The organism is Ideonella sp. BN130291 (assembly GCF_036231905.1).
Classification (GTDB): domain Bacteria; phylum Pseudomonadota; class Gammaproteobacteria; order Burkholderiales; family Burkholderiaceae_C; genus CAMLIZ01.
This window is the reverse complement of sequence record NZ_JAZARE010000002.1, coordinates 474444-497688: the sequence shown is the minus strand read 5'-3', so window position 1 is coordinate 497688 and position 23245 is coordinate 474444. Positions and strand designations below refer to the sequence as shown.

The window sequence follows — 23245 nt, the reverse complement described above, 5'->3', positions numbered from 1 at the left end:
GCTGTCCCACTGCGGGGCCGGTCAGACAGTGAGTGCAGAAGGGCCGCTCAGCCGAGCGGCCCTTGCGCTTGGACTCGTCAGGCCTCGACCTGCTCCACCTCGGCCATGATTTCTTCCTTCCGCTCGGCGAACCGCTCGCCGATGGCCCGGAGGTCCAGGCTCGACTGCCGCACCTTCGGGAAGAGGTCGCTCTCCTCCCGGCCGACATGCTGGCCGACATGGCCGCCCAGCACCTTCATCGTCGCATCGAAGTGCGGCTTGTCCGGCGACATGCTCACGAGGTCGGCGATGAGGTGTCGCGTGCTGTTGTGTTCAACCGTCGCCTCGTGCAGGAGGTGCTGCGCATCGATGGCGTCAGCGGCGGCGGGGTAGAAGATCTCTTCCTTGGCGGCCATGTGCACGGTCACCGTCCAGCAGATGTCATCGGCCAGCGAGCGCTTCTGCTCGTTGGCGGCGCCTTGTTGCACCAGCCCTGCATACCGGTCGAACAGCGCCTTCATGGCCTGGTTGTCGGACTGCAGCAGCGCCACGGCGTCCAGGAATGCGGGGGACGACGTCGCGAGGGTTTTGGATTGTTGAGTCATTCTGGTCTCCGTCATGGCCCGCGTAGGCAACGCATGGAGCGGCAAGGAGTGCCGGGCGTTGCAGCGGGAAGGGGTGGGATGGAGCGGGCCGTAAGGGCTCGCGCGGGGCGGTGGCCAGATGCACCACTGAAACGTCAAGGCGCCCGCGCAGGCGCCTTGGTTGGGTCTGGGCGATTGTACCGGTTGGGAAAACGGCGCTTTGAAAATGCTGTATAAACGTACAGCTTCAGGAGACGTCTATGCCCCAGCTGCTTCGTGAGAACTATCGCCCGTCCACCCGCCGCCCGCCCGCCTGGCTGTTGCGCATCTGGCATTGGCTTTGAGTGCGCCCTAGGAGCCGGTTGTTGTGAACGCTCCTCTTCTGCCGGAAGTGCTGCTGCTGCGCGACGCCAGCGAGCAGACCGCGCTGCCGCTGGCCGCCGACGGCGTGCTGCGATACCTGTGGGAAGGCCGTTTTGGCGCGATGCTCATTGAGGTGATCGGCGACAAGGTCATGGTGAACGGTCAGGTGGTTACACCGGTCGAGCAGCCGGACGCCGACTCACGGGCATGACCCCTGCTCCGAAGGGAGCATGTACCTCGTGCAGATCCTTCTGCCCTGGCAGCCAGATGGCGACCAGGCACTGCAACGCCAGCGGTTCGCGCACGAGCGCAACCAACTGGTGCAGCGCTTCGGTGGCCTCACGAGCTTCAGCCGCGCGCCGGCGAAAGGACTGTGGCGTGACGATGAATCAGGCGCCGTGGTGCCTGACGACATCGTGGTGCTGGAAGTGATGACGCCCACGCTCGACAAGGCCTGGTGGGCCAGCCATCGCGCTGAGCTGGAGCAGCGCTTCGAGCAGGACGAGATCGTGGTGCGCGCTCATCTTGTGGAGCAGCTGTAGGCGCGGCTGCGAGCGTCGCTCTCCTCCACCACAACGCGGAGAGCTTCAGGCCTCTTCCAGCCAATGACAGCCTGCACCGCAGGTGGCATCCTCCCCGTACTCGGCCGACATCGGCGAACGAGCAAACAGGGAGCACACAAATGAAGACGATGCTTGGCTTGACGAAGGCCGTGTTGCGGCACTTCGCAAATCGCTGCGCAACGCCGCTGGGCGCAGCACTGCTGACGGGGGCGATGACGGCAACGACCATGGCCGCGCCACCCTCTACCAGCGGGGCCGAAAGCCGGCCGCCCCCAGCGCAACTCCAGCTGTCGGTGCTGTCCAGCCGACCCGACATGGTCACCGGCGGCACGGTCCTGATGGGCGTGCGCCTGGGCACCAGCGCGTCGCCTCGTTCGGTGCACCTGGCGGTCAATGGCGTCGTGGTCCAGCAGCCCCTTCGACCGACCGCCGATCCCGCGGTGTACCAGGTGCTGCTGCCGGGCCTGGCGCTGGGCCACAACCGGGTGGATGCCTGGAGCCGCATTGCGGGTGGGCATGCGCACATCAACGTCGTGAACCACCCGAGCACCGGGCCTGTTTTTTCAGGCCAGCGCATCGGTCCTTTCGAATGCCGCACGGCGGAGTCCGGCCTGGGTGCGCCCCTCGACCTGGACTGCTCCGCGCCGACGCGCTACGACTGGTTCTACCTGACACGCTCAGGCGAACCGAAGCCGCTGCCTGCACCACCGGCGCCGCCATGGCCCAGCGACATGGCCGCCACCACCACCAGCGAGGGCAAGACCGTGCCCTTCATCGTGCGGGTGGAGTCGGGCACGCTGAACCGGTCCATCTACCGCATTGCCGTGCTGCAGGAGCCCGGCAAGGACCCGGCTGCCGTGCCGACGAGCTGGAACCAGCGGCTCATCCTGCGCTTTGGCGAGTCGACGGCCGCGCAGTACCAGCAGGGCGTCAGCCAGGTCACCGACGTCTTCAAGTCAGACACCATCGACCAGCAAAGCCTGTATGCGCTCGGCAAAGGTTATGCGTATGCGGTGTCCACGCTCAACGTGCACAAGGTCAACGTCAACGACGTGATCGCCGCAGAGACGGCGATGATGCTGCGCGAGCACGTGGCCAAGGCCTATGGCGTGGCGCGCTGGATGCTCGGCATGGGGGGCTCGGGCGGTGCCATCCAGCAGCTGCTCATCGCGCAAAACTACCCCGGCATCCTGGACGGTGTGATGCCGGACGCGGCATTCCCTGACGTGATGGCCACCGCCATGGTCGTCAGCGACTGCCGTCTCCTCAATCGCTACTTCCAGCGCGCACCTGCGTCGGCCGCGGTGCGCAAGGCGGTGGAGGGCCACACCAAGGGCACCTGCGCCAATTGGGACCAAGGCCTGGGCGATGCCATCGTCGCCACCAGTGGCGCGGTCACCCCGCCGTGCGGGCTCAACAACAGCGCGCTGGTCTACAACCCCACCACCCATCCCGGCGGCGCACGCTGCACGGTCTATGACGTGAACGACGCGTCCCTGGGGCGCGACGGCGAGGGTCGTGCGCCTCGCCCGCTGGACAACATCGGTATCCAGTACGGACTGTCGGGCCTGAAGCAAGGGGCGCTCACGGCGGAGCAGTTCGTGACCCTGAACGAGAACGTTGGCGGCTATGACGCCGACGGCAACCTGCAGGCGGCCAGAACCCCGGCCGACCTGGCAGGCCTGCGGCGCGCCTACGCGCTGGGACGCGTGGGATCGGGTGCCGGCGGGCTGGCCACCGTACCCTTGCTGCAGATGCGCGCCGTCACCGAGCCGGCCGGCGACATCCACACCCTGGACAACGACTTCAAGCTGCGCGCGCAGCTGCAGCGCTCGAACGGCCGCAGCGACAACCAGGTGATCTGGGTGCTGCCTCATCCGGCGCTGGCCCTGCTGCTGGGGCTGGGGGTGGAGCAGCAGCGAAAGCTCGAGCAACTGCTGCACGACACACTGCTCGCGCGCCTGGACCTGATGAGCCAGTGGCTCGACACGCTGAGCGCGATGCCAGCACCCCACAACGCAGACCAGATTGCGACCGCCAGGCCGGCCGGCGCGGTCGATGCCTGCTGGGACGTGGCCACCGCCGCGCGCATCGACGAGCCCGCCACCTACGATGGGCCCGGGCGCTGCAACACGCTCTACCCGAAGACGCCCTCACCGCGCATGGTGGCCGGGGCCCCCGTGTCCGATGACGTGCTCAAGTGCACACTGAAGCCGCTGGACCCGCGCGACTATCCCGAGGGCATGTTCGACGCGGCACAGTGGCAGCGGCTGAACGCCCTCTTTCCGACGGGGGTGTGCGACTACAGCCGGCGCGGCGTTGAACAAGTGCCGCTCAAGGGCACCTGGTTGCGTTACTGAGGCCTGGGTGGGAGCGGGTGCGCCTCCATATCCCCGGAAGCGCACCCGCTCTTGAATGGTTCGTTCATCTCTCGCTCCTTCCGTGATTCTGGTTGGTCAGCTGCGAACCAGCTCAGCCGTCACCTTCTGCGGCGCCACCTCGTAGTGGTCGAACTGCATCGTGTACTGCGCACGCCCCGATGAGAGTGCACGCAGGCTGCCGATGTAGCCGAACATCTCCTTCAGCGGCACCTGCGCGTCGATCACGACCGCCTGGCCCCGCAGCTGCTGACCCCGCACGATGCCGCGGCGCCGGTGCAGGTCGCCGATGCAATCGCCCAGGTACTCGGCCGGTGTGACGACTTCTACCGCCATCACCGGCTCCAGCAACTTCGGGTCTGCTTTCGCAAACGCCTCGCGGGCAGCCGCCGCCGCCGCCAGCTCGAAGGCCATCGCCGACGAGTCCCGCTCGTGGAAGCTGCCGTCCACCAGCGTGGCCTGGAAGTCCACGGAGGGGAAGCCGCGGACCACGCCGGTCTCCGCCGCACGACGGATGCCCGCTTCCACCGCGGGAATGAACTCGCGGGGAATCGCGCCACCGACGACCTGGCTGTCGAACCGCAGGCCTTCGCCGCGAGCCAAGGGCTCGAAGCGCAGCCGCACCTCCGCAAACTGGCCCGGGCCGCCGGTCTGCTTCTTGTGCACGTGATGCACCTCCACAACCCGGCCGAGCGTTTCGCGGTAGGCCACTTGCGGCCGACCGACCTGCACCTCCACCCCGTGGCGCGAGCGCAGCTTCTCGATCGACACCTCCAGCTGAAGCTCGCCCATGCCCGAGAGGATCGTCTGCCCGGATTCGGCGTCGTGCCGCATCCGCAGGCTCGGATCCTCGCGCAGCAGGGTCTGCAGCGCCTTCGACAGGCCCTGGGCGTCCTCGCGCGTGCGCGGCTCGACGGCCACGTCGATCACCGGCTCGGGCACGCTGATCTCCTCCAGATGCAGAGGATGGGCCGGGTCGCACAACGTGTGCCCGGTCAGCGTTTCCTTCAAGCCGACGATCGCCGCGATGTCGCCCGCCTGCAACTCGTCGAGCTCGACGTGGTCGTCCGCATGCACCTCGTACAGCCGCGCCACGCGCTCAATGCGGCCCGTGTTGGCATCCAGCACCGAGTCGCCGCGCCGCAGGCGGCCGCGATAGACACGCACGAACACCATGGCGCCGTGGCCCTCGGCCGCCACCTTGAAAGCCAGCGCCGCGAACGGCCCTTGCGGGTCGGACGCAGGTTGGCCTTCGGCACGGAGGATGTCCTCCGGCGACGGCAGGTAGTCGACCACCGCATCGAGCAACGGCTCCACGCCGCGGTTCTTGAAGGCCGAGCCGGCGAGCGCGGGCACGAACGCCCCAGACAGCACACCGCGGCGGATGCAGCGCTTCAACAGCGCCGCGTCCAGCGGTTCGCCGTTCAGGTAGGCGTTGAGTGCCTGCTCGTCCTGCTCGACGACCGAGTCGATCAGTCGCGCGCGGTGCCGACCGACAGCGTCGGCCATGTCCGCCGGCACGGCCGTCACGCGAACAGGCTCGCTCGCGTCGTCGCGGTCCCACACCAGCGCTTGCTGGGTGAGCAGGTCCACGACGCCGCGGAACTCGCCTTCCGCGCCGATCGGCAACTGCAGCGGCAGCACGGTGGCACCAAGCCGCTCCTCCATCATGGCCACCACGCGCAGGAAGTCGGCGCCCACGCGGTCGAGCTTGTTGATGAAGGCGATGCGCGGCACGCCGTACTTGTCGGCCAGGCGCCAATTGGTCTCGGTCTGCGGCTCCACGCCGGCCACACCGTCGAACACCACCACGGCACCGTCGAGCACGCGCAGCGAGCGGTTCACCTCGATGTTGAAGTCGATGTGGCCCGGCGTGTCGATCAGGTTGATCTGCGTGCCTTGCCAGTGCACCGTGATCGCGGCGCTGTTGATCGTGATGCCACGGCGGCGCTCCTGCGGGTCGTAGTCCATGCGGGTGGTGCCGTCGTGCACCTCGCCCATGCGATGGTTCTCGCCCGTGTAGAACAGGATGCGTTCGGTGGTCGTGGTCTTGCCGGCGTCGACGTGGGCGATGACGCCGATGTTGCGCAGTTGTCTGTTGTTCGAGTTCATGGCGAATCCTTCTTATCAAGCCTTTGGGCAAGACGCTGCCCTCAGGCGGATTCGCCTGATGTGGCTAGCGTCGCGGATGCGGACGAAGGCCGGAGCGCGCGCACGCGCAGTCCACGCTCCGGCGGGCGGGAATCGTGGCGATCAGCTTGTCGTAGGTGCGCATGAGAGAACCCTTGAAAACACAAAACCCCGGAGGGCGGGCGCCTGCCGGGGTTTGAGGGCCGGAAGGCAGACACGCCTTCCGAAACGCGATCGAAAGGCGTTGCTAGGTGGCGATGGTCGCCTTGATCACGTGGGTGAGCTTCATGATGGTCAAGATTGTGAGCGAGCTTGGAAGGCCTCGCAACGACGAGGGCATGCGTCGTTGTGTTCAACCGAGAGCGGGAAAAGTGTCCGCCGTGACGGACCTTGTCGAAGAAGAAATGTTGTCGCAACCGCTTGACGACTAAGTGAAGAGTCTTTACAGTCCGCCTCCTCGCTGCAATGAGTGCGGCGGGAACCGATTTCAGAAGCAACCCAACAACGAAGAGTTCATCGTGCAACGCAAAGGCCACATCGCAAACCGCTCGCTTGCCCTGAAGGGCCAGTGTGCGTTCGTGCGAGCCGTCATTGGCTTCGGCACTGCGGTTGTCACCATGAATGAACGGCATCCGGTCAAGAGCCAGCGACCCACCGGGGCGCTTGGCTACGAGGATTGGATGCATCCGGGCAAGGGAGGCGCATAAGGCGCGCTCCCTCCACTCGATCACACGTCGAGGCCCGGATTCCGAAAGGATCCGGGCCTTTTTGTTGTTGGCGTCAGATCTCATTGCGGGTGTGCTTCGGCACAACGGCCGAGCATGCGTCTTTTGAAGTGCAAAGACGGCCGGAATGTGCGCTGCAGGGACGCCTGCATCGTGCAGCGAGAGCGCTTCAAGCGGGGCACCGCGCTCGCGCTGGAGCACAACCGCAATGGGATCCGACTAAATCGGCCGCAAAGATTGGGCGGCGCCGGAACCCGTCACCGGATGGCTTATTTGCGCCTCCTTAGCTCAGGGGAATCAAGAGCGCCGGTCTACGAAACCGGAGGCCGCACGTTCGAATCGTGCAGGAGGCACCAGTCACTTATCTAACTGTTTTGTCTCGGTTCGATCCCGACCGGTCACCCTCAGCGCACGCGATTCCCGTACGAGACGTCAATCATCAACGCCATCACACAACGAGCTGAAGGTTCCGCTGGTGCGTTCCTTCGGCCCACACCCGAAGGAAAGGAGGAAGCACCATGCACCAGCACGTACTGCAACTGGACATCCAGGGCACGCCGCAGCGTTGGATCACCCTCCAGCAGGCGGCCCTGAACTACGCGACCGACGCGGTGGCCTGGGTCGATGGCGAAACGCCGCTGCGAACGCTGCGCGGCGGCTTCAATTCGGCCACCGGCCGCCAGTCGGCCATCGAGGTGCACCCCATCATCGCGCTGCGTGGCGCGCCGAAGATCAACCTGTTCGAGGTGGTTCCCGGCGTCACCAAGCTGAAGCTGTTCCGTCGTGACCGCTGCACCTGCGCCTACTGCGGCCAGCGCTTCAGCGAGCGCGAGCTGCAGTGCGAGCACATCGTGCCGGCATCGCGCGGCGGCGGCTGGACCTGGATGAACCTCGTCTCGGCCTGCGGCGCATGCAATAGCCGCAAGGCCAACCGCACGCCGGAGGAAGCCGGAATGCCGCTCGTGTACCTGCCGTACGTGCCGAGCCGCTTCGAGCATTTTCTGCTCGAAGGCAGGCATATCCGTGCGGACGTGCACGAGTGGCTGGCCGCGCGCCTGCCGAAAGGATCGCGCCTTGGCTGAACATCATCGAAACGCTGAAACTCAACGAAAGCATCATCATGAAGAACGAAGAACTGCCGGCGATCGAGATCAAGGTCAAGCAACCGCCGGTGCTTTTCAGCCGCACGCAAGCGCTGATTCAGACGTTGCAAACGCGGCTGGGCGGCCCGCTCGTCGCTTACTGGAACGGCCCGCGCGGCTCGGTGTGCCATTCCGACGTGGTGGCGCTGTACCACGTGCTCGAGCGGCTGGGCCAGCACGACACGATCCACCTGTTCATCAAGTCGGATGGCGGCAGCGGCCAGGTGTCGCTGCGCCTGGTGAACCTGCTGCGTCAGCACTGCCGCCGCCTGGTGGCCCTGGTGCCGCTGGAGTGCGCGTCCGCCGCGACCATGGTCACGCTCGGTGCCGACGGCATTCAGATGGGCCCAACGGCCTACCTGACCGCCGTGGACACGTCGCTGAACCACGCGCTTTCGCCGGTGGACCGCGACAACGACCGCGTGAGCGTCAGCCTGAACGAGCTGCAACGCGTGATCAAGCTGTGGCGCGACCAGCAAGGCCAGGGCAGCGCCGAACCGGAGAACGCCTACAAGTCGCTGTTCCAGTACGTGCACCCGCTGGTCATCGGCGCGGTGGACCGCGCGGAATCGCTGTCCATCATGCTGTGCCGCGAGCTGCTGGCGTATCACATCGCCGACGCGGCGAAGGCAGAGGCCATCGCGACGGCCTTGAACGGCAAGTACCCGTCGCACAGCTACCCGATCCTGCTGGACGAGGCGGTGAAGATCGGCCTGAACGCCCAGCGCATGCCGGCGGACGTGAACGCCTTGCTGCTGCAGCTGAACGCCTGCTACAGCGAGATGGGCCAGAAGGCGACGACGGACTTCGACGAAGTGCGTGCGCACAGCAACGAGATCGTGAACATCTGGGAGTCGACCGGCGCCCAGGTGTACTACCAACAGGACAAGGACTGGTTCTACCGCGCGGAAGAGCGGCGCTGGATCACCCTGAACGACAACAGCGGCTGGCGCCGCATCGAACGTGTGGGCAAGCGCATTCAGCGCGGCCCGCTTCACGTTGCATGATGGCGCCATCCGCGCATGGAGAAGTCATCATGGAAACGACCAACCACATCCACGAAGACGTGCCCGGTGGCGTGCCGCTGAAGATGTGGACGCGCGGCGTGCCCGTCGAAGACGAGGCCAAGCGCCAACTGCAGAACGCCGCGCGCCTGCCCATCGTCTTCAAGCACATCGCGGCCATGCCCGACGTGCACTTCGGCATCGGCGCCACCGTGGGATCGGTGATCCCGACCGTCAAGGCCATCATCCCGGCCGCGGTGGGCGTGGACATCGGCTGCGGCATGATTGCCTGCAAGACCACCCTGAGGGCCGAAGACCTGCCCGACAACCTGGGCCCGCTGCGCTCGGCCATCGAGCGCGCGGTGCCCCACGGCCGCCAACCCGGCAGCCGCGACCCGGGGGCGTGGCAGAAGGCGCCGGGCTCGGTGAACACGGCGTGGGCGCAGCTGGAGCCGGAGTTCACCGAGCTGTGCCGCAGCTACCCCAAGCTGGCAAAGACCAACAACATCCAGCACCTGGGCACGCTGGGCACGGGCAACCACTTCATCGAGGTGTGCCTGGACGAGGCGGGCGCCGTGTGGTTCATGCTGCACTCCGGCTCGCGCGGCGTGGGCAACTTCATCGGCACCATGTTCATCGAGCTGGCCAAGCAGGACGCGATGCGCCACCAGGCGAACCTGCCGGACCGCGACCTGGCCTACTTCGAGGAAGGCAGCCGCTACTTCGGCGACTACGTGCGCGCCGTGAGCTGGGCGCAGAACTTTGCCGCCGTCAACCGCGAGCTGATGATGAAGCGCGTGATCGACGCCGCGAAGACGGTGATCCGCAAGAACTTCCAGAGCCACATCGAGGCGGTGAACTGCCACCACAACTACGTGCAGAAGGAACATCACTTTGGCGAAGACGTGTACGTGACCCGCAAGGGCGCGGTGAGCGCAAAGGCCGGGCAGCTGGGCATCATCCCCGGCAGCATGGGCGCGCGCAGCTACATCGTGCGGGGCAAGGGGCATGCGGACAGTTTCGAGAGCTGCTCGCATGGGGCGGGGCGGGTGATGAGCCGGGGTGAGGCGAAGCGCCGCTTCACGCTGGCGGACCACCGCGCGGCTACTGAAGGCGTGGAGTGCCGCAAGGACAAGGATGTGATCGACGAGACGCCGGCGGCGTACAAGGACATCGACGCGGTGATGGAAGCGCAGCGTGACCTGGTGGACGTGGTGCACACGTTGAAGCAGGTGGTGTGTGTGAAGGGGTGAGCTTGGGCTTGACCAACTTGAGCGGCGTCCGACGAAGTCGGACGCCGCTCTTTGTTGGACGCTGCCGTTTGAGGAACGGCGGCTTAAGAGTGATAGCAGACCTAAGATTCGCAGCCGAGTGACTGGTCTTCTCGAGACCGGTTGTTCGGCTACACGCGGCCGTGTGCCTCAAACAATGGCCGCACCTTGGGACTTTGGCCGCATAGGGCTACTGGGCAGGCAACGGGAGTTGCGGCCTACTTCGGCGATAGAGGTGACGGCCACGGGCGCCCTTGCAACTTAGCCATCATCGTTGCCGGTCCGAAGTACTCGGATAGGAAGAGATGCACGGCAGCTACGACAAGTACAAGTCCAAGACCTAGCGATGCGAGGCCAGCTGCAACGTCGAGAACGTTCCCCCAGAACGCTGCAACCAGCAGCGCGACACCAAGGCCGCAGCACAACTCCGCGAACGCGTTCAGAACGCGCAGGCGGCTTCTAGGTTCTTCAAGTGATGTATCGATGACCTCAATAGCTGCCTGTCGTTCAGGAGCGGCGTCGGGGCCTTGTACCGGCTGCACGACTTGCTGTGCCCTCTTCCGAAGATCAGTTGCCCGCGCGGCGAGCGCGAAGACACACCATACCAGGGATCGGGACACTGCCCAGCCCGTGATAACTACTCCGATCCCTACGAGTAGATCGCCCACCGTCGCCGAGCCTAAAGGACTCCCTTGTAGCGTCATGAAGGAGGAGAGCTTCGACTGTGCCAACGTCTCGACGATGCTCAGATGGGTCTGTGCCTTGACCATCAGCGCGCCTACGAATCCACTCGCAAAGAGGACGAGCCTGTGCAGCGGCAGGGCAGCCGTTGCGGCTTCAATGTATGGCGATCCGACTGACTCCCAAACAGACATTGCTGCTAGGCCACAGAAAGAAACATCAGATCGCCACCCATGAGGTCGAATCCAAGAGCTTCAATGATGGGACAAACAAAGAGGCGAACCTCCCTGCCGTTGTGATACGGATGTAGCGCGTCGCAGTCTTGCTGACTTGAGAGGTGCAGAACAACTTCTCGTCCCGACGCAAGATTGAGAATCTTCGCGCTTGGTCTAGCGTAGCGATTGCCTCGGTCCAGAGTACGGATGATCGTGTTCACAGCGAAGGCTGCCCCCAGTTCCTTCCTTGCGGCAATCTTGTGAAAGCGTCTCGCGATCTGTGCGTCAAACTCAAACGGCAGATGCGATCTCCGTCCACGCAGGGTGATTTCCACAATACTCCCGTCCAGCCTGTCCGGAGTGACTTGCGCGACTAACTGGTCAATCTCCTTCACAACCGAACGGTTCGAGTACCCGCTGGCCCATGCGTCAGGTGGATCCGCCAGAAGGTCCTCGAACCGTGGAGTGTTGGCGCGCATCCCGCCGACGTAGTCTCGCCTGTCCGCGAGCTGTTCCGCAATCGACGCCTGCTGTTCGATGGCATCGTTAACCGCTCCCTCAAAGACAGGACGAATCGCCGCGGCTACCCGGTCCACTATCGCTCCCGCGCCCGCCCGAACGGCGTCGAGAATGATGCCGCCTTCGCGCGGATACTCTGCGATGAACTCGGTCTCTTGGTACTCGTGATCTTTTAGGCGGGCGTGCTTCCATACATCGCCGTGCTTCTCGATCAGGTAAGCCCGATCGATCGCACGTTGCATGTGCTCGTACGTCTTCGCCAGAACCCGAATGGAGACCTTGTGGTCGACGGTAATCGGCCCGTCGAAGTGAATTCCGAACGTTGCCAAGTTGGCCTCCCTAGCTGTCTTGTTTGAGCGTCCGGCCACGAACGGCGTCTACGCCATCGTATCGTTGGAACGGGACCTACCTCTACCGCTTTGACGTAGCTGGTGTGATGCGCATGCGGCCGGCATGCTACCTGGCCGGTTCCTTGGCGTGCGCAGACGGTGGCACTGTCAACCGCCAAAACCCGACGCTGGCAGGAACGCTTCGCCGGTCTGCGAGGCGTGCCGGCGCACGCGCAGGATCACGTCCTGAAACGCCATCGAGCCGGTCAGGAACATGTACAGGTGCATCGCATCCAGCAGGAGCAATGCAGTCTTTCGTCCAGATGCCTGAGCAATGGCAACGCTTGAGTAGCCGGAGATGGAGACCATGATGCCCATCGTGTTGTCTGCCTTGTCGTCGACCTTGGACCGTAGCGAGTCAACGTCGGTTGCACCGGCCTGACTGCCAGTGAACTTCAACTCCACTAGGTAGGTCGTGCCGTCAAGAGTGAGCGAGCCATCGATTTGCCGTCCAGCGCTGACGTAGGGCCTGCGGTTCTGAATTTCGCAGTAGTCGAGTACATCGTAGAACCAGGTCTGGAAGGCGTAGCCGCCCTGCTGTGTCCCGACGGACGGGTGGAGTTGATCCAGCCGCTCTTGCAGCTTGCGCTTGTCGGTCAGCCCACGCTGGACTTTCTCGCGTTCTTCGCGTGCACGGTTCTTTGCTTCCTCACGCTCGCGTTCGCTGCGAACTTCTTCGTCTTGCGCCCGCAGGTACGCCTTCAACTCCCCGACTGCCTTCGTGGCTTCGGCGATCTTCTGCTCGCTTTCCTCCCAGTTTCGAAGGTCGGGAAACGTAGTCTGTTCGGACAAGGCGCGAGCCATTTCGAAGATCACGGCCTTACCGCGGTCGCTCCCCTGGAGCTTCTGAAACGTGCGATCGAGAAAGTCCCGCTTGCTTTCATCGGCGGACCATGTGGCGACATGCGTATCCGCGACATGGGAGCCAAGTAGAAACTTACGCAGCGCCGCCTTTCGCCAGAACGACTTGAGCGTGGCTTCGTATGTCAGCTCGACAAACCGGGGCGTGATCTTCGCGGCCATAGCGCGGATTCTGATAGAAGCATCGTCGTTCCATCAATCCGGCGACGCACCTGGGGTATCCGACAACAATGAAGACTGGGGATGCCCGCGGTATCGGCTGCGGCCAATGCAAACAATGTGCAGATGCTTGTGGCGGGTCCACAGCGACGCTGACCCAGCTGTAAACCTCAGCAAGAGTAACTGGTTCCAGGCCGGTTGCCGTTGCCGACGGACGCGAGACGTACCGCTGTAGAGCGGACATCGATCGGTGCAGCCACGATTCCGTCGCTACGAAATCAAAAGGGGTCAGCTCCAAGCGAAGCTGACCCCTTGATGTTTGGCTCCCCGACCTGGGCTCGAACCAGGGACCTACGGATTAACAGTCCGGCGCTCTACCGACTGAGCTATCGGGGAATGAAGCCTTGCATTATAGCCAGACTTTTCGGCGTCGATCAAATCGCCGCTTGCAGCGCAACGCGCAAGGTGCGCGGCGCCATCGGGAACAGGTACGCGTGGCCGTACTGGTAGGGCGCTTCCTTCCAGGCGCGCTGGTTGGTGGCGTTGTCCACGCCCACGCGCCAGGTGAGTTGCGTGCCGCCCAGCGTGTGCTCGTAGCGCGCCAGCAGGTCCAGGCGCGTCCATGCGGGAATGCGCAGGCTGTTGTCGGGCAGCACCATGCGGTCGCCTTCATGCACCACCGAGCCCAGCAGGTGCAGGCCGGGCAGGGCACCCAGGTCATGCTCGACCTGCAGGCGCAGCGTGCGCGCGGCCACGTTGGTCGGACGCAGGCCGTTCACTGACGCGTCCTGCGCGCCGCGGCGCTTGGCGTCCAGCCACATGCCGGTGCCGTGCACCTGCCACGGCCCGCTGTGCCAGCTGAGCATGGCTTCGGCGCCGCGATGGCGCGCGCTGCCGTCGATGTGGCCGGTGCAGGGCGCTTCGGTGGAACAGCTTTCTTCGGCCACCTGCGGCCGGTCGATGTCGAACAGTGCCGCGCTGGCGTCGATGTTCTCGCCGTCGTGCTTCAGGCCCAGCTCCACCTGGCGGCTCTTCAGTGCGGGCAACGCTTCGCCGGCGTTGGTGTAGTAGCTGCGGTTGGGCACCACGGCGCTTTCGATGCCCTGGCCCCAGCTCGCGTACACCAGGGTCTTCGGCGTGATGCGGTGGGCCACGGCCAGCCACGGCGTGGTGAACTGCTGGTCGTAGCTCGTGGCGCGGGAGCCGTCGGTGCGCACGCTCTCGCGCGCCAGGCGGGTGTGGCGCAGCCCGGCCCACACGCTCCATTGGGGTGACAGCTCGATGGCATCGCGCAGGTAGAGCTCGGTGCTGCGTTCGTCGCGGTTGGTGTTCTCGTCGGTCAGCTCGGGCGCCGCGGGCACTTGCGTGTTGCCGTCGATGGTGCCCACGCCGGCCCAGTTGTAGGCCTGGCGCTGGAAGCGGCTTTGGAAGCGGGTGAAGAGCACGCCGGCGCTCAGCTGGTGGCTCACGCCGCCGGTGCGCAGCGCGCCGTGCAGGGCCAAGTCCACCGCGTCGCTGTCGCGGTGTTCGTTCTCGCTGCGGAAGTCGTAGAGGTCGAAGCTGCCGTCGCTGCAGTAGCGGTCGTACACGTCGGCCGCGCTGCAGCCGAAGGGGAAGGCCACGCGGTCGTCGTTCACCAGGCGCTGCGCCATCGCCTGCGCGGTAATGCGCCAGTCATCGTTCAGGCGCTGCTGCAGGCGCAGCGAGCCGGTGTTGGCCTTGAACACCACCGGCAGCGACCAGCTCTGGTTGTTGAGGTTGATGCGCGGGTCGATGCTCCTCGCATCGGGCAGGGTGCTGCCCAGCAGGCTGAAGCCCGGCACGCTGGGTTGGGACTGGCGGCTGTTCTCCACTTCGGCTTCGATCAGCGTGTCGGGGCTCACGCGCCAGTCGCCGGCCAGCGCCAGCAGGTGGCGCTCGCCCTTGGCGCTGCGCACCTGCGGGTCCAGGTGTTCAGCGCTCGCATTCACGCGCAGGCCGAAGGCCTCGTCGGTGCCGAAGCGTTGGCTGATGTCCACCGCGCCGCCCACGCTGCCGTGCTCGCGCCACTCGATGCCGGCGGTGCGCAGGTTGCGGGTGGGGCGCTTGACCACCAGGTTCACCAGGCCACCGGGCGCGCTGGTGCCGGCCTGGATGCCGGTGGTGCCCTTGAGCAGTTCCACGCCCTGCTTGTTGCCCAGCGGGATCACCGCCTCGGCATTGATCGGCAGGCCGTCGCGGCGGTAGTTGAAGCGGTTGTCGATGACGAAGCCGCGCACGGTCAGCGACTGCCAGTAGCCTTCGGCGTTGTAGGCGTCGCTGATGGCGGCGTCCAGCCGCGTCAGGTCAGAGATGCCGCGGGCGCCGGCATCGGCCAGCTGGCTGGCGGTGATCAGGCTGGCCGCAAAGGGCGACTGAGCCAGCGGTACGTCGCCGAAGCCGCCCACCTGCAGGGGCGAGCCGATGATGCGGCCGGTGACGGTGACCTGCTGCACAGGTTCAGCGGCCGTGGCGGCCAGCGCGCACAGCAGCGAGAGGGAACAAAAGAGAACGGGCTTTGTCATCGTGCGTCCGAAAGCGACAAAGCAGGTCGGCGGAACGTCACGGCGCCCGTGTCGGGCGATCAAGAGCGTTTGCTTCCCTGCGCGAGGATTACCTCAATCAGGTTCAAAGGGACTTTCTCAGTCGGCCGCCCGCGCGATGCGAGGGCCAACACCCCTAGCGAATGCGGCGCTTTGGAAAACTGCTGCGCGCCGCGGCAGCGATTATGTCAGTCGTCGAAGCTGGGCGTTTCCACGCCCAGCACCTTGTGCAGCTTCGGGCTGGTGGTGGTGTACTGCAGCAGCACGCGCTTGTCCGGGAAGATGTAGGGCGACGCGCCAAAGGCCGCCAGCGCCGCCTCGTGAAAGCCCGAGAGGATGAGCTTCTTCTTGCCCGGGTAGGTGTTCACGTCGCCCACGGCGAAGACGCCGGGCACGTTCGTCTCGAAGGTCTCGGTGTTCACCACCACCTGCTTGCGCTCCAGGTTCAGGCCCCATTCGGCGATGGGGCCGAGCTTGGGGCTGAGGCCAAAGAACACCAACACGCTGTCGCAGGGCACCACGCGCGTCACGCCATCGCCGCCGGTGACCTTCACCGCATTGAGCTTGCCGTCGTCTTCGTCATAGCCGGTGACCTGGCCGACGATGAACTGCATCTCCAGCGCGTCGCACAGTTCGCGCATGCGCGCCACGCTGGCGGGCGCGGCACGGAAGCCGTCGCGCCGGTGGATGAGGATCACGCTCTCCGCCTTGTTGGGCCCGTCCTGCACGAAGTTGAGCGACCAGTCGAGCGCCGAATCGCCGCCACCCACGATCACCAGGTTCTTGCCTGCGAACTGCGCCGGGCTCTTCACGCGGTAGAACAGCTGCGTGTCGTTGTATTTCTCGATGCCATCCAGGCGCAGCAGCCGGGGCTGGAAGGAGCCGACGCCGCCTGCCACGAAGATGGTCTTGGAGATGAAACGCGTGCCCTTGGACGTGGTCACGTCGAAGCGGCCATCCTCGCGGCGCGCGACCTCGGTCACTTCCTGCCCCAGGTGGAAGGTGGCACCAAAGGGCTCGATCTGCTTGAGCAGGTTGTCGGTGAGCTCGCGGCCGGTGCACACCGGCACCGCCGGAATGTCGTAGATCGGCTTGTCGGGGTAGAGCTCGATGCACTGCCCGCCCGGGTAGGCGAGCGAGTCGACGATGTGGGCCTTGATCTCCAGCAGCCCGAGCTCGAACACCTGGAACAGGCCCACCGGGCCGGCACCGACGATGAGGGCATCGGTCTCGATCACGCCGGCGGGCTCGCTCATCGTGTTCAGCGGATCAGGTGCGAGACCTTGTCCTTGACGTCCTTCCACTCATCCGCATCGGGCAGCGCGGCCTTGCGCTTGGTGATGCTGGGCCAGTTCTTGGCCAGCTCCGCATTGAGCTTGATGAAGGCCAGCTGGTCGCTGGGCACGTCTTCCTCGGGGAGGATGGCGTTCACCGGGCACTCGGGGATGCACACGGCGCAGTCGATGCACTCGTCGGGGTCGATCGCGAGGAAGTTCGGGCCCTCGCGGAAGCAGTCCACCGGACACACGTCCACACAGTCGGTGTACTTGCAGCGGATGCACGATTCGGTGACAACGTGGGTCATGACCTGGAGGCTCGGGTTGAGGGTGTGTGGTGTGCGGCCCGCCCGGACGCGAGGCGGAAGCCCGCGATTTTAGGGCTTCAGCGGGGAACGGGCCGGCAGCGGCACCTCGGCGCCTGAGGGCTTGTTGACGCCGCGCAAGGCGGCCGCCCCGGCGCCCACCGTCACCACGCTGGGCCGGCCGGCATGCAGCAGGCTGGCTTGCGGCAGGGTGGCCACGGTGTGGTCGCTGTGCAACTGGTCGGGCCAGCCGGCACGCGACAACACGCTTACCGGCGTGTCCGGCGCCCAGCCGGCCTGCTGCAGCCGGCGTGCGAGCGCAGCCAGTTGCTTGCCGGCCATGTAGAAGACTTCGGTGTCGGCCGTGCGCGTGGCGTGCAGTTCGCCGGCCTGGGTCATCGCGGTGGTCAGGCTCACGCTGCGGCCTTTGCCGCGGCGGGTGAGCGGGCGCTGGATGGCGGCCGCGGCCGCAATGGCGGCGGTGACGCCGGGCACCACTTCGCTCTGGATGCCGGCCTGGGCCAGCGCTTCCAGCTCTTCTTCCAGCCGGCCGAACACGCTGGGGTCGCCGCCTTTCAGGCGCACAACCACCGCGTGCTCGCGGGCGTGTTTCACCAGCAAGGCGTTGATCTGCGTCTGGGCCGTGCTGTCGCAAAACCCGCGTTTGCCCACATGCACCCACAGCGCGTGGGGTGCCAGTTCGCGCAGCGTGGGGTCGGTGAGCGCGTCGTACAGCACCACCTCCGCCTGCGCCAGCCAGCGTGCGCCCCGCAGCGTGATCAGGTCGGCCGAGCCGGGGCCCGCGCCGACGAACACCACCTTGCCGGGCACGTGGCTGCTCATCAGAGGGCTTCCTTCACCAGCAGCGCGCCGCTGGTGCGGTTGGTGGTGGGGTCCACCACGATCAGCGCACCGCCCACGCGGTTGTCGGCATAGGCTTCCACCGGCAGCGCCTGCTGGGTTTCCAGGGTGACGTGGCCGATCTCGTTGACGGCCAGCTCGTGGGCGTCGGTGGGCTGCAGGGAATGGATGTCCAGCCGGTGTTCGATGGCGCTGATGCGCGCCTGCACCCAGCGGTTGCCATGGCGCACCCAGTACTTGCGGCCCACGATGGCGGGCTCGGTGTCCAGCCAGGCCAGGGTGGCGGCAAAACGCTGCGTCGATTTCACGGCGCCCGGCGTGCCGATCCAGTCGCCGCGCGACACGTCGAGCTGGCGGTCCAGCACCAGGCCCGCGGACTGGCCCGCCTCGGCGCGCGCCACCACTTCCGCGGCGCGCCGCACCTCGGCCACCACCGCACGTTCACCGCTGGGGAACAGCTGCACCTCGTCGCCGGCCTTCACCGTGCCGTGGGCGATGCGGCCCCACAGCGTGCGCGGCTGGTTGCCGGTGCCTTCGCCTTCGCGCGCCACGTACTGCACCGGCAGCAGCAGCGAACCCTGGGTGCGCTCCTGCGTGGTGGGCAGGCGCTCCAACAGCTGCAACAGCGACGGGCCGTCGTACCAGCTGGCCCAGCTTTGCAGGCCCGGTCCGGAGTGGCTGGGGGTCAGCGTCACGTTGTCGCCCCGCAGCGCCGACACCGGGATGATGCCGGCCACCTCGATGCCCGCGGCATCGGCAAAGCGCTGCAGCGCGCCGCTCACGGCCTTGAAGGCGGCTTCGGCCTGCTCCACCGCATCGAGCTTGTTCACCGCGAACACGATGCCGGGCACGCGCAGCAGCTGCGCCAGCAGCGCATGGCGGCGGGTCTGCGGCAGCAGCTTCACGTCGGCCGCGGTCCAGTCGATCTTGGTGATGTCCACCAGCACCACCGCCGCATCGCTGCCGGCCGCGGCGGTGACCATGTTGCGGGTGTACTGCTCATGCCCCGGCGCATCCGCAATGATGAACTTGCGCGTGCGGGTGGCGAAGTAGCGGTAGGCCACGTCGATGGTGATGCCCTGCTCGCGCTCGGCCTCCAGGCCGTCGGTGAGCAGCGACAGGTCGATGGGCGCACCGGCGGCGCGCTTTTCCAGCGTGTCCAGCTGGTCGGCCAGGATGGCGCGGCTGTCGTACAGCAGGCGGCCGATCAGCGTGCTCTTGCCGTCGTCCACACTGCCGGCGGTGAGGAAGCGCAGCGCGCGGTGGTCGGTGGCTTGTTGCTCGGCCACGGTCTCTTCTTTCAACACGGCAGACATCAGAAATACCCTTCCTTCTTGCGGCGCTCCATCGAGGCCTCGGAGGTGCGATCGTCCATGCGGGTGGCGCCGCGCTCGCTCACGGTGACGGTGAGCGTTTCGGCCACGATCTCGGCGGCGTTGGCCGCATCGCTTTCCACCGGGCAGGTGCAGGTCATGTCGCCCACAGTGCGGAAGCGCACCTGCGCGGTCTCGACCGTTTCGCCGGCTTCGGGCGGGGTCACCTCCGTCACCGGCACCAGCAGCCCCTTGCGGCGGATCACCTGCCGGTCGTGCTTGTAGTACAGGTTGGGCAGCGGGATGTTCTCGCGGGCGATGTACAGCCACACGTCCAGCTCGGTCCAGTTGCTGATGGGGAAGCAGCGGAAGTGCTCGCCCGGCTTGTGGCGCGTGTTGAACAGCGTCCACAGCTCGGGCCGCTGTTCCTTGGGCTGCCATTGGCCGAAGCTGTCGCGGTGGCTGAAGATGCGCTCCTTGGCGCGCGCCTTTTCCTCGTCGCGCCGGGCGCCGCCGATCAGCGCATCGAAGCGGTGCTCCTCGATCGCTTCCAGCAGGGTCACCGTCTGGTGGCCGTTGCGCGACTCCAGCGGATGCGCCAGGCGCACGGTGCCGCGCTTCATGCTGTCTTCGAGGTGGCCCACCACCAGGCGCTCGCCCATCTCCGCCACGCGGCGGTCACGGAACTCGATCACCTCGGGGAAGTTGTGTCCGGTGTCCACGTGCAGCAGCGGGAAGGGCAGCTTGCCCTTGAAGTCGTTGCCGCTGATGCGAGTCTTGAAGGCCTTTTCGGCCAAGCGCAGCACGACGCAAGAATCCTTGCCGCCCGAGAACAGCAGGGCGGGGCGCTCGAAGGTGGCGGCCACCTCGCGCAGGATGAAGATGGCCTCTTCTTCCAGCCAGTCGAGGTGGCTGTGGTCCAGCTGCGGCAGCAGCTTGTCGACACTGATCGGTGCGTTCATTCAACGGGCTCCCAGCATGGAGACGGCACCCGTCTCCTCGTCATCGTCTTGTTTCACGTGCAGGCCGCATTCCTTGGCCGCTTCGTCTTCCCACCACCAGCGGCCGGCGCGGAAGGGCTCGCCCACGGCGATGGCGCGCGTGCAGGGCGCGCAGCCGATGCTGGGCATGAACTCGTCGTGCAGCGGGTTGTAGGGCACGTCGAAGGCCTGGATGTAGTGCCACACGTCGTTCCAGGTCCAGTCGGCCAGCGGGTTGAGCTTCAAGCGGCCCTGGTCGTCGGTGTCCTCGAAGGGCACCTCGCCGCGGTTGTTGCTTTGCTCGCGGCGCAGGCCGGTCACCCAGGCGCTGCGATCGGCGAGCATGCGGCCCAGCGGCTCCAGCTTGCGGATGCCGCAGCAGGCCTTGCGCAGGTCGATGCTCTGATACATCGCCTTCTCGCCGTGGTCGCGCACGAAGTGGATCACCGCCTCGGCCTGCGGACGGTAGAGCTCCACCGCCAGGCCATAACGCTGCTCGATGCGCGGCACCAGGGCCAGCGTCTCGTCATGCAGCTTGCCGGTCTCCAGCGTGCCCAGGGCGATGGGCAGTTGCAGCCGGGCGATCAGGTCGGTGACCACCATGTCCTCGGCGCCCAGGCTGGTGGCCTGCACGATGCGGCCCGGGTGGGCGGCAGCGGCGGCCTGCAGCAGGCGGGTGGCGTTGGCCAGCTTGGCGTCGAAGTCCGCGCTCTTGCGGGCATAGAGGGCGATGGCGCTCATATCGCAGCCCCCACGTTCAGGAACTCGGTGGCGGCGGCGTTCTCTTCCGGCGTGCGGGCAAACAGCGGCCGGGTCTGCTGCACGTCGCCCTGGTAGTGACCGGCAAAGAAGGTGAGGGCGCGTTCGGCCGACTCCCGCTTCTGGTCACCGCGCAGCACCACCGCGTCGAAGCCGGTGCGCTGCAGCAGGGGCAGCATGTCCACCACCACGTCGCCGATCGCACGCACCTCGCCGGCATAGCGGAAGCGGCTGCGCAGGATGCGGGCCTGGCTGTAGGCGCGGCCGTCCACCCACTTGGGGAACTGCAGCACCAGCAGCGCCAGGCGCGGCAGGTCGGCTTCCAGGGTCTCGATGTCAATGTCGTTGGGCACGAGCACGCCGGTGGGCAGGTTGGCCGGCCAGCTGTCGCGCACGGCATGCCACTGCTCCAGCGTCAGCAGCTGGTGCGGCAGCGGATTCGGGTGCGGGATCGGGCCGTCTTCGCCGGCCGCGGCACGCCAGGGGTCATGGGGCTTGTCGATGAACTTCATGGGGCTGTCCTCAGGCCACGGCGGTGGCATGACGCTCGGCGTCGGCGGCCTGCTTGAAGGGCGCCAGGCCGATGCGGCGCACCGTGTCGATGAAATGCTCGGCCGCCTGGCGCTCGCGCTTGTAGGTGGTGATCAGGGCCTCGATCACGTCGGGCACCTCGTCGGCGGCGAAGGAGGGGCCGATCACCTTGCCGGGGATGGATGCGCCGCTCAGCGTGGAGCCGTCGGAGCCGCCCAGCGACACCTGGTACCACTCCTTGCCGTCCTTGTCGACGCCGAGGATGCCGATGTGGCCGCTGTGGTGGTGGCCGCAGCTGTTGATGCAGCCGCTGATGTGCAGGTCGATGTCGCCGATGTCGTGCAGCTCGTCGAGGTCGTCAAAGCGCTCGGTGATGGCTTCGGCGATCGGGATGGAGCGGGCGTTGGCCAGCGCGCAGAAATCGCCGCCGGGGCAGGCGATCATGTCGGTGAGGTAGCCGATGTTGGGCGTGGCAAAGCCGTGCGCCTTGGCCTGCTGCCACACGGCGTACAGCTCGGCTTCGCGCACCCAGGGCAGCAGCAGGTTCTGGTCGTGCGTGACACGCAGCTCGCCGTGGCTGAATTGATCAGCCATGTCGGCCGCGCGCTCCATCTGCTCGTCGGTGGTGTCGCCAGGGGCCTGGCCGGGCCGCTTGAGCGACAGCGTCACGGCACGGTAACCCGGCACGCGGTGGCCGTGCACGTTGCGCGCCAGCCAGCGCTGGAACGCGGCCGGTGCGTCGGCTGGGGCCTGCAGGGAGGCCTCGGTCGGCTGCACACCGGCGGGCTCCACGAAATACTGCGCCACCCGGTCGAACTCGGCCTGCGGGATGAGGTGCGCGGCGCCGTCGACGTCGCGCTCCAGGATGTTGCGGAACTCCGCGTTCACCGCGTCGAAGAACTTCTGGCCTTCCGCCTTGACGAGGATCTTGATGCGGGCCTTGTAGAGGTTGTCGCGCCGGCCGTAGCGGTTGTACACACGCACGATGGCCTCGATGTACACGAGGATCTGCTGCCAGGGCACGAACTCGCTGGCCACCGTGCCGATCACCGGCGTGCGGCCCATGCCGCCACCCACCAGCACCTCGAAGCCCACTTCGCCGGCGGCGTTCTTCTTCAGCTGCAGGCCGATGTCATGCCAGGCGATGGCGGCGCGGTCTTCCTTGGCGCCACTGACGGCGATCTTGAACTTGCGCGGCAGGAAGGCGAACTCCGGATGCAGCGTGCTCCACTGGCGCAGGATCTCGCAGTACGGCCGCGGGTCCACGATCTCGTCGGGTGCAATGCCGGCGAGCGCGTCGCTGGTGATGTTGCGTATGCAGTTGCCGCTGGTCTGGATGCCGTGCATGTCCACCGAGGCCAGCAGGTCCATCACGTCGGCCGCCTTGGGCAGCGGAATCCAGTTGAACTGGCAGTTCTGGCGCGTGGTGAAGTGGGCATACCCACGGTCGAACTCGCGTGCGATGCGGGCCAGCATGCGCAGCTGGCGGCTGGCGAGCTCGCCATACGGCACCGCGATGCGGGCCATGGGCGCGTGGCGCTGGATGTACCAGCCGTTCTGCAGCCGCAGGGCCCGGAACTCGTCGTCGCCCAGTTCGCCGCGCAGGTTGCGCTCCAGCTGGTCGCGGAATTGCGCGGCGCGCGCATGCACGAACTGGCGGTCGAAATCGGTGTACTGGTACATGAAGGTCGTCGT

At 66.3% G+C, this 23245-nt stretch carries 20 protein-coding genes, 2 tRNA genes and 1 riboswitch; of the genes, 7 read left to right on the top strand and 15 right to left on the bottom strand.

Annotated features, from left to right (window positions below; all coding sequences use genetic code 11):
• Window positions 1–77: 77 nt before the first annotated feature.
• Window positions 78–530 (bottom strand): hemerythrin domain-containing protein, encoded by a 453-nt coding sequence (locus VPH43_RS05640; RefSeq protein ID WP_328576673.1) that lies wholly within the window; start codon window positions 528–530, stop codon window positions 78–80.
• 400 nt (window positions 531–930) lie between these two features.
• Here VPH43_RS05640 and VPH43_RS05635 point away from each other — a divergent pair, with 400 nt between their 5' ends.
• The 3 genes from VPH43_RS05635 to VPH43_RS05625 all read left to right on the top strand — a co-directional run bounded on the left by VPH43_RS05635 (window position 931) and on the right by VPH43_RS05625 (window position 3849).
• Complete coding sequence (locus tag VPH43_RS05635) at window positions 931–1137, top strand: hypothetical protein (RefSeq protein ID WP_328576672.1); 207 nt, start codon at window positions 931–933, stop codon at window positions 1135–1137.
• Window positions 1138–1165: 28 nt separating this feature from the next.
• Window positions 1166–1468 carry a hypothetical protein gene (locus tag VPH43_RS05630; RefSeq protein WP_328576671.1) on the top strand — a complete coding sequence of 101 codons (303 nt, stop codon included), beginning with the start codon at window positions 1166–1168 and terminating at the stop codon, window positions 1466–1468.
• A gap of 140 nt (window positions 1469–1608) precedes the next feature.
• Window positions 1609–3849: a DUF6351 family protein gene (locus tag VPH43_RS05625; RefSeq protein WP_328576670.1), complete on the top strand. Its 2241-nt coding sequence runs from the start codon at window positions 1609–1611 to the stop codon at window positions 3847–3849.
• A 96-nt stretch (window positions 3850–3945) separates the two neighbouring features.
• On the opposite strand, the gene fusA is transcribed toward VPH43_RS05625, so the two are convergent.
• Window positions 3946–5979, bottom strand: a complete 2034-nt coding sequence (fusA, locus tag VPH43_RS05620) for an elongation factor G (protein WP_328576669.1) — start codon at window positions 5977–5979, stop codon at window positions 3946–3948.
• A 1020-nt stretch (window positions 5980–6999) separates the two neighbouring features.
• Here fusA and VPH43_RS05615 point away from each other — a divergent pair.
• The 4 genes from VPH43_RS05615 (at window position 7000) to VPH43_RS05600 (ending at window position 10121) form a co-directional block, all read left to right on the top strand.
• Window positions 7000–7078, top strand: a tRNA-Arg gene (locus VPH43_RS05615).
• Between the two features lie 162 nt (window positions 7079–7240).
• Window positions 7241–7804, top strand: coding sequence for an HNH endonuclease (locus tag VPH43_RS05610; protein WP_328576668.1), 564 nt, complete (start codon window positions 7241–7243; stop codon window positions 7802–7804).
• Between the two features lie 38 nt (window positions 7805–7842).
• A complete protein-coding gene (locus VPH43_RS05605) occupies window positions 7843–8871 on the top strand; it encodes a hypothetical protein (protein WP_328576667.1) in 1029 nt (342 codons plus the stop codon).
• Between the two features lie 29 nt (window positions 8872–8900).
• Window positions 8901–10121: an RtcB family protein gene (locus VPH43_RS05600; protein WP_328576666.1), complete on the top strand. Its 1221-nt coding sequence runs from the start codon at window positions 8901–8903 to the stop codon at window positions 10119–10121.
• A gap of 236 nt (window positions 10122–10357) precedes the next feature.
• Here the strand turns inward: VPH43_RS05600 and VPH43_RS05595 are convergent, their stop codons facing one another.
• The 13 genes from VPH43_RS05595 to VPH43_RS05535 form a co-directional block, all read right to left on the bottom strand.
• Window positions 10358–10909, bottom strand: a complete 552-nt coding sequence (locus VPH43_RS05595) for a hypothetical protein (protein WP_328576665.1) — start codon at window positions 10907–10909, stop codon at window positions 10358–10360.
• 110 nt (window positions 10910–11019) lie between these two features.
• Window positions 11020–11883, bottom strand: coding sequence for a hypothetical protein (locus tag VPH43_RS05590; RefSeq protein WP_328576664.1), 864 nt, complete (start codon window positions 11881–11883; stop codon window positions 11020–11022).
• A gap of 168 nt (window positions 11884–12051) precedes the next feature.
• Window positions 12052–12966 carry a hypothetical protein gene (locus VPH43_RS05585; protein ID WP_328576663.1) on the bottom strand — a complete coding sequence of 305 codons (915 nt, stop codon included), beginning with the start codon at window positions 12964–12966 and terminating at the stop codon, window positions 12052–12054.
• A 317-nt stretch (window positions 12967–13283) separates the two neighbouring features.
• Window positions 13284–13359: transfer RNA gene (locus VPH43_RS05580), tRNA-Asn, on the bottom strand.
• Between the two features lie 38 nt (window positions 13360–13397).
• A complete protein-coding gene (locus tag VPH43_RS05575; protein WP_328576662.1) occupies window positions 13398–15506 on the bottom strand; it encodes a TonB-dependent siderophore receptor in 2109 nt (702 codons plus the stop codon).
• 57 nt (window positions 15507–15563) lie between these two features.
• Window positions 15564–15672: riboswitch (TPP riboswitch) on the bottom strand.
• Between the two features lie 40 nt (window positions 15673–15712).
• Window positions 15713–16780, bottom strand: coding sequence for an NAD(P)/FAD-dependent oxidoreductase (locus VPH43_RS05570; protein ID WP_328576661.1), 1068 nt, complete (start codon window positions 16778–16780; stop codon window positions 15713–15715).
• A 5-nt stretch (window positions 16781–16785) separates the two neighbouring features.
• Window positions 16786–17109, bottom strand: a complete 324-nt coding sequence (gene fdxA, locus VPH43_RS05565) for a ferredoxin FdxA (protein WP_328576660.1) — start codon at window positions 17107–17109, stop codon at window positions 16786–16788.
• Window positions 17110–17178: 69 nt separating this feature from the next.
• On the bottom strand, window positions 17179–17949 hold the full coding sequence (gene cobA / locus VPH43_RS05560; protein ID WP_328576659.1) for a uroporphyrinogen-III C-methyltransferase: 771 nt from the start codon (window positions 17947–17949) through the stop codon (window positions 17179–17181).
• Window positions 17949–19283: a sulfate adenylyltransferase subunit 1 gene (locus VPH43_RS05555; RefSeq protein ID WP_328576658.1), complete on the bottom strand. Its 1335-nt coding sequence runs from the start codon at window positions 19281–19283 to the stop codon at window positions 17949–17951. Before VPH43_RS05555 ends, cobA begins: the two co-directional genes overlap by 1 nt.
• Window positions 19283–20242, bottom strand: a complete 960-nt coding sequence (gene cysD, locus VPH43_RS05550; protein WP_328576657.1) for a sulfate adenylyltransferase subunit CysD — start codon at window positions 20240–20242, stop codon at window positions 19283–19285. Before cysD ends, VPH43_RS05555 begins: the two co-directional genes overlap by 1 nt.
• Window positions 20243–21001, bottom strand: coding sequence for a phosphoadenylyl-sulfate reductase (locus VPH43_RS05545; protein WP_328576656.1), 759 nt, complete (start codon window positions 20999–21001; stop codon window positions 20243–20245).
• Window positions 20998–21531, bottom strand: a complete 534-nt coding sequence (locus VPH43_RS05540; RefSeq protein WP_328576655.1) for a DUF934 domain-containing protein — start codon at window positions 21529–21531, stop codon at window positions 20998–21000. The genes VPH43_RS05545 and VPH43_RS05540 overlap by 4 nt, the downstream gene beginning before the upstream one ends.
• Window positions 21532–21541: 10 nt before the next feature.
• A complete protein-coding gene (locus VPH43_RS05535) occupies window positions 21542–23233 on the bottom strand; it encodes a nitrite/sulfite reductase (RefSeq protein ID WP_328576654.1) in 1692 nt (563 codons plus the stop codon).
• Window positions 23234–23245 lie beyond the last annotated feature (12 nt).

What these genes read in the sequence shown, in the direction of transcription:
- VPH43_RS05625 (WP_328576670.1), top strand. Translation starts at nt 1,609, where the DNA reads ATGAAGACGATGCTTGGCTTGACGAAGGCCGTGTTGCGGCACTTCGCA.
- fusA (WP_328576669.1), bottom strand. Translation starts at nt 5,979, where the DNA reads ATGAACTCGAACAACAGACAACTGCGCAACATCGGCGTCATCGCCCAC.
- VPH43_RS05610 (WP_328576668.1), top strand. Translation starts at nt 7,241, where the DNA reads ATGCACCAGCACGTACTGCAACTGGACATCCAGGGCACGCCGCAGCGT.
- VPH43_RS05605 (WP_328576667.1), top strand. Translation starts at nt 7,843, where the DNA reads ATGAAGAACGAAGAACTGCCGGCGATCGAGATCAAGGTCAAGCAACCG.
- VPH43_RS05600 (WP_328576666.1), top strand. Translation starts at nt 8,901, where the DNA reads ATGGAAACGACCAACCACATCCACGAAGACGTGCCCGGTGGCGTGCCG.
- VPH43_RS05595 (WP_328576665.1), bottom strand. Translation starts at nt 10,909, where the DNA reads ATGGTCAAGGCACAGACCCATCTGAGCATCGTCGAGACGTTGGCACAG.
- VPH43_RS05585 (WP_328576663.1), bottom strand. Translation starts at nt 12,966, where the DNA reads ATGGCCGCGAAGATCACGCCCCGGTTTGTCGAGCTGACATACGAAGCC.
- VPH43_RS05575 (WP_328576662.1), bottom strand. Translation starts at nt 15,506, where the DNA reads ATGACAAAGCCCGTTCTCTTTTGTTCCCTCTCGCTGCTGTGCGCGCTG.
- VPH43_RS05570 (WP_328576661.1), bottom strand. Translation starts at nt 16,780, where the DNA reads ATGAGCGAGCCCGCCGGCGTGATCGAGACCGATGCCCTCATCGTCGGT.
- fdxA (WP_328576660.1), bottom strand. Translation starts at nt 17,109, where the DNA reads ATGACCCACGTTGTCACCGAATCGTGCATCCGCTGCAAGTACACCGAC.
- cobA (WP_328576659.1), bottom strand. Translation starts at nt 17,949, where the DNA reads ATGAGCAGCCACGTGCCCGGCAAGGTGGTGTTCGTCGGCGCGGGCCCC.
- VPH43_RS05555 (WP_328576658.1), bottom strand. Translation starts at nt 19,283, where the DNA reads ATGTCTGCCGTGTTGAAAGAAGAGACCGTGGCCGAGCAACAAGCCACC.
- cysD (WP_328576657.1), bottom strand. Translation starts at nt 20,242, where the DNA reads ATGAACGCACCGATCAGTGTCGACAAGCTGCTGCCGCAGCTGGACCAC.
- VPH43_RS05545 (WP_328576656.1), bottom strand. Translation starts at nt 21,001, where the DNA reads ATGAGCGCCATCGCCCTCTATGCCCGCAAGAGCGCGGACTTCGACGCC.
- VPH43_RS05540 (WP_328576655.1), bottom strand. Translation starts at nt 21,531, where the DNA reads ATGAAGTTCATCGACAAGCCCCATGACCCCTGGCGTGCCGCGGCCGGC.
- VPH43_RS05535 (WP_328576654.1), bottom strand. Translation starts at nt 23,233, where the DNA reads ATGTACCAGTACACCGATTTCGACCGCCAGTTCGTGCATGCGCGCGCC.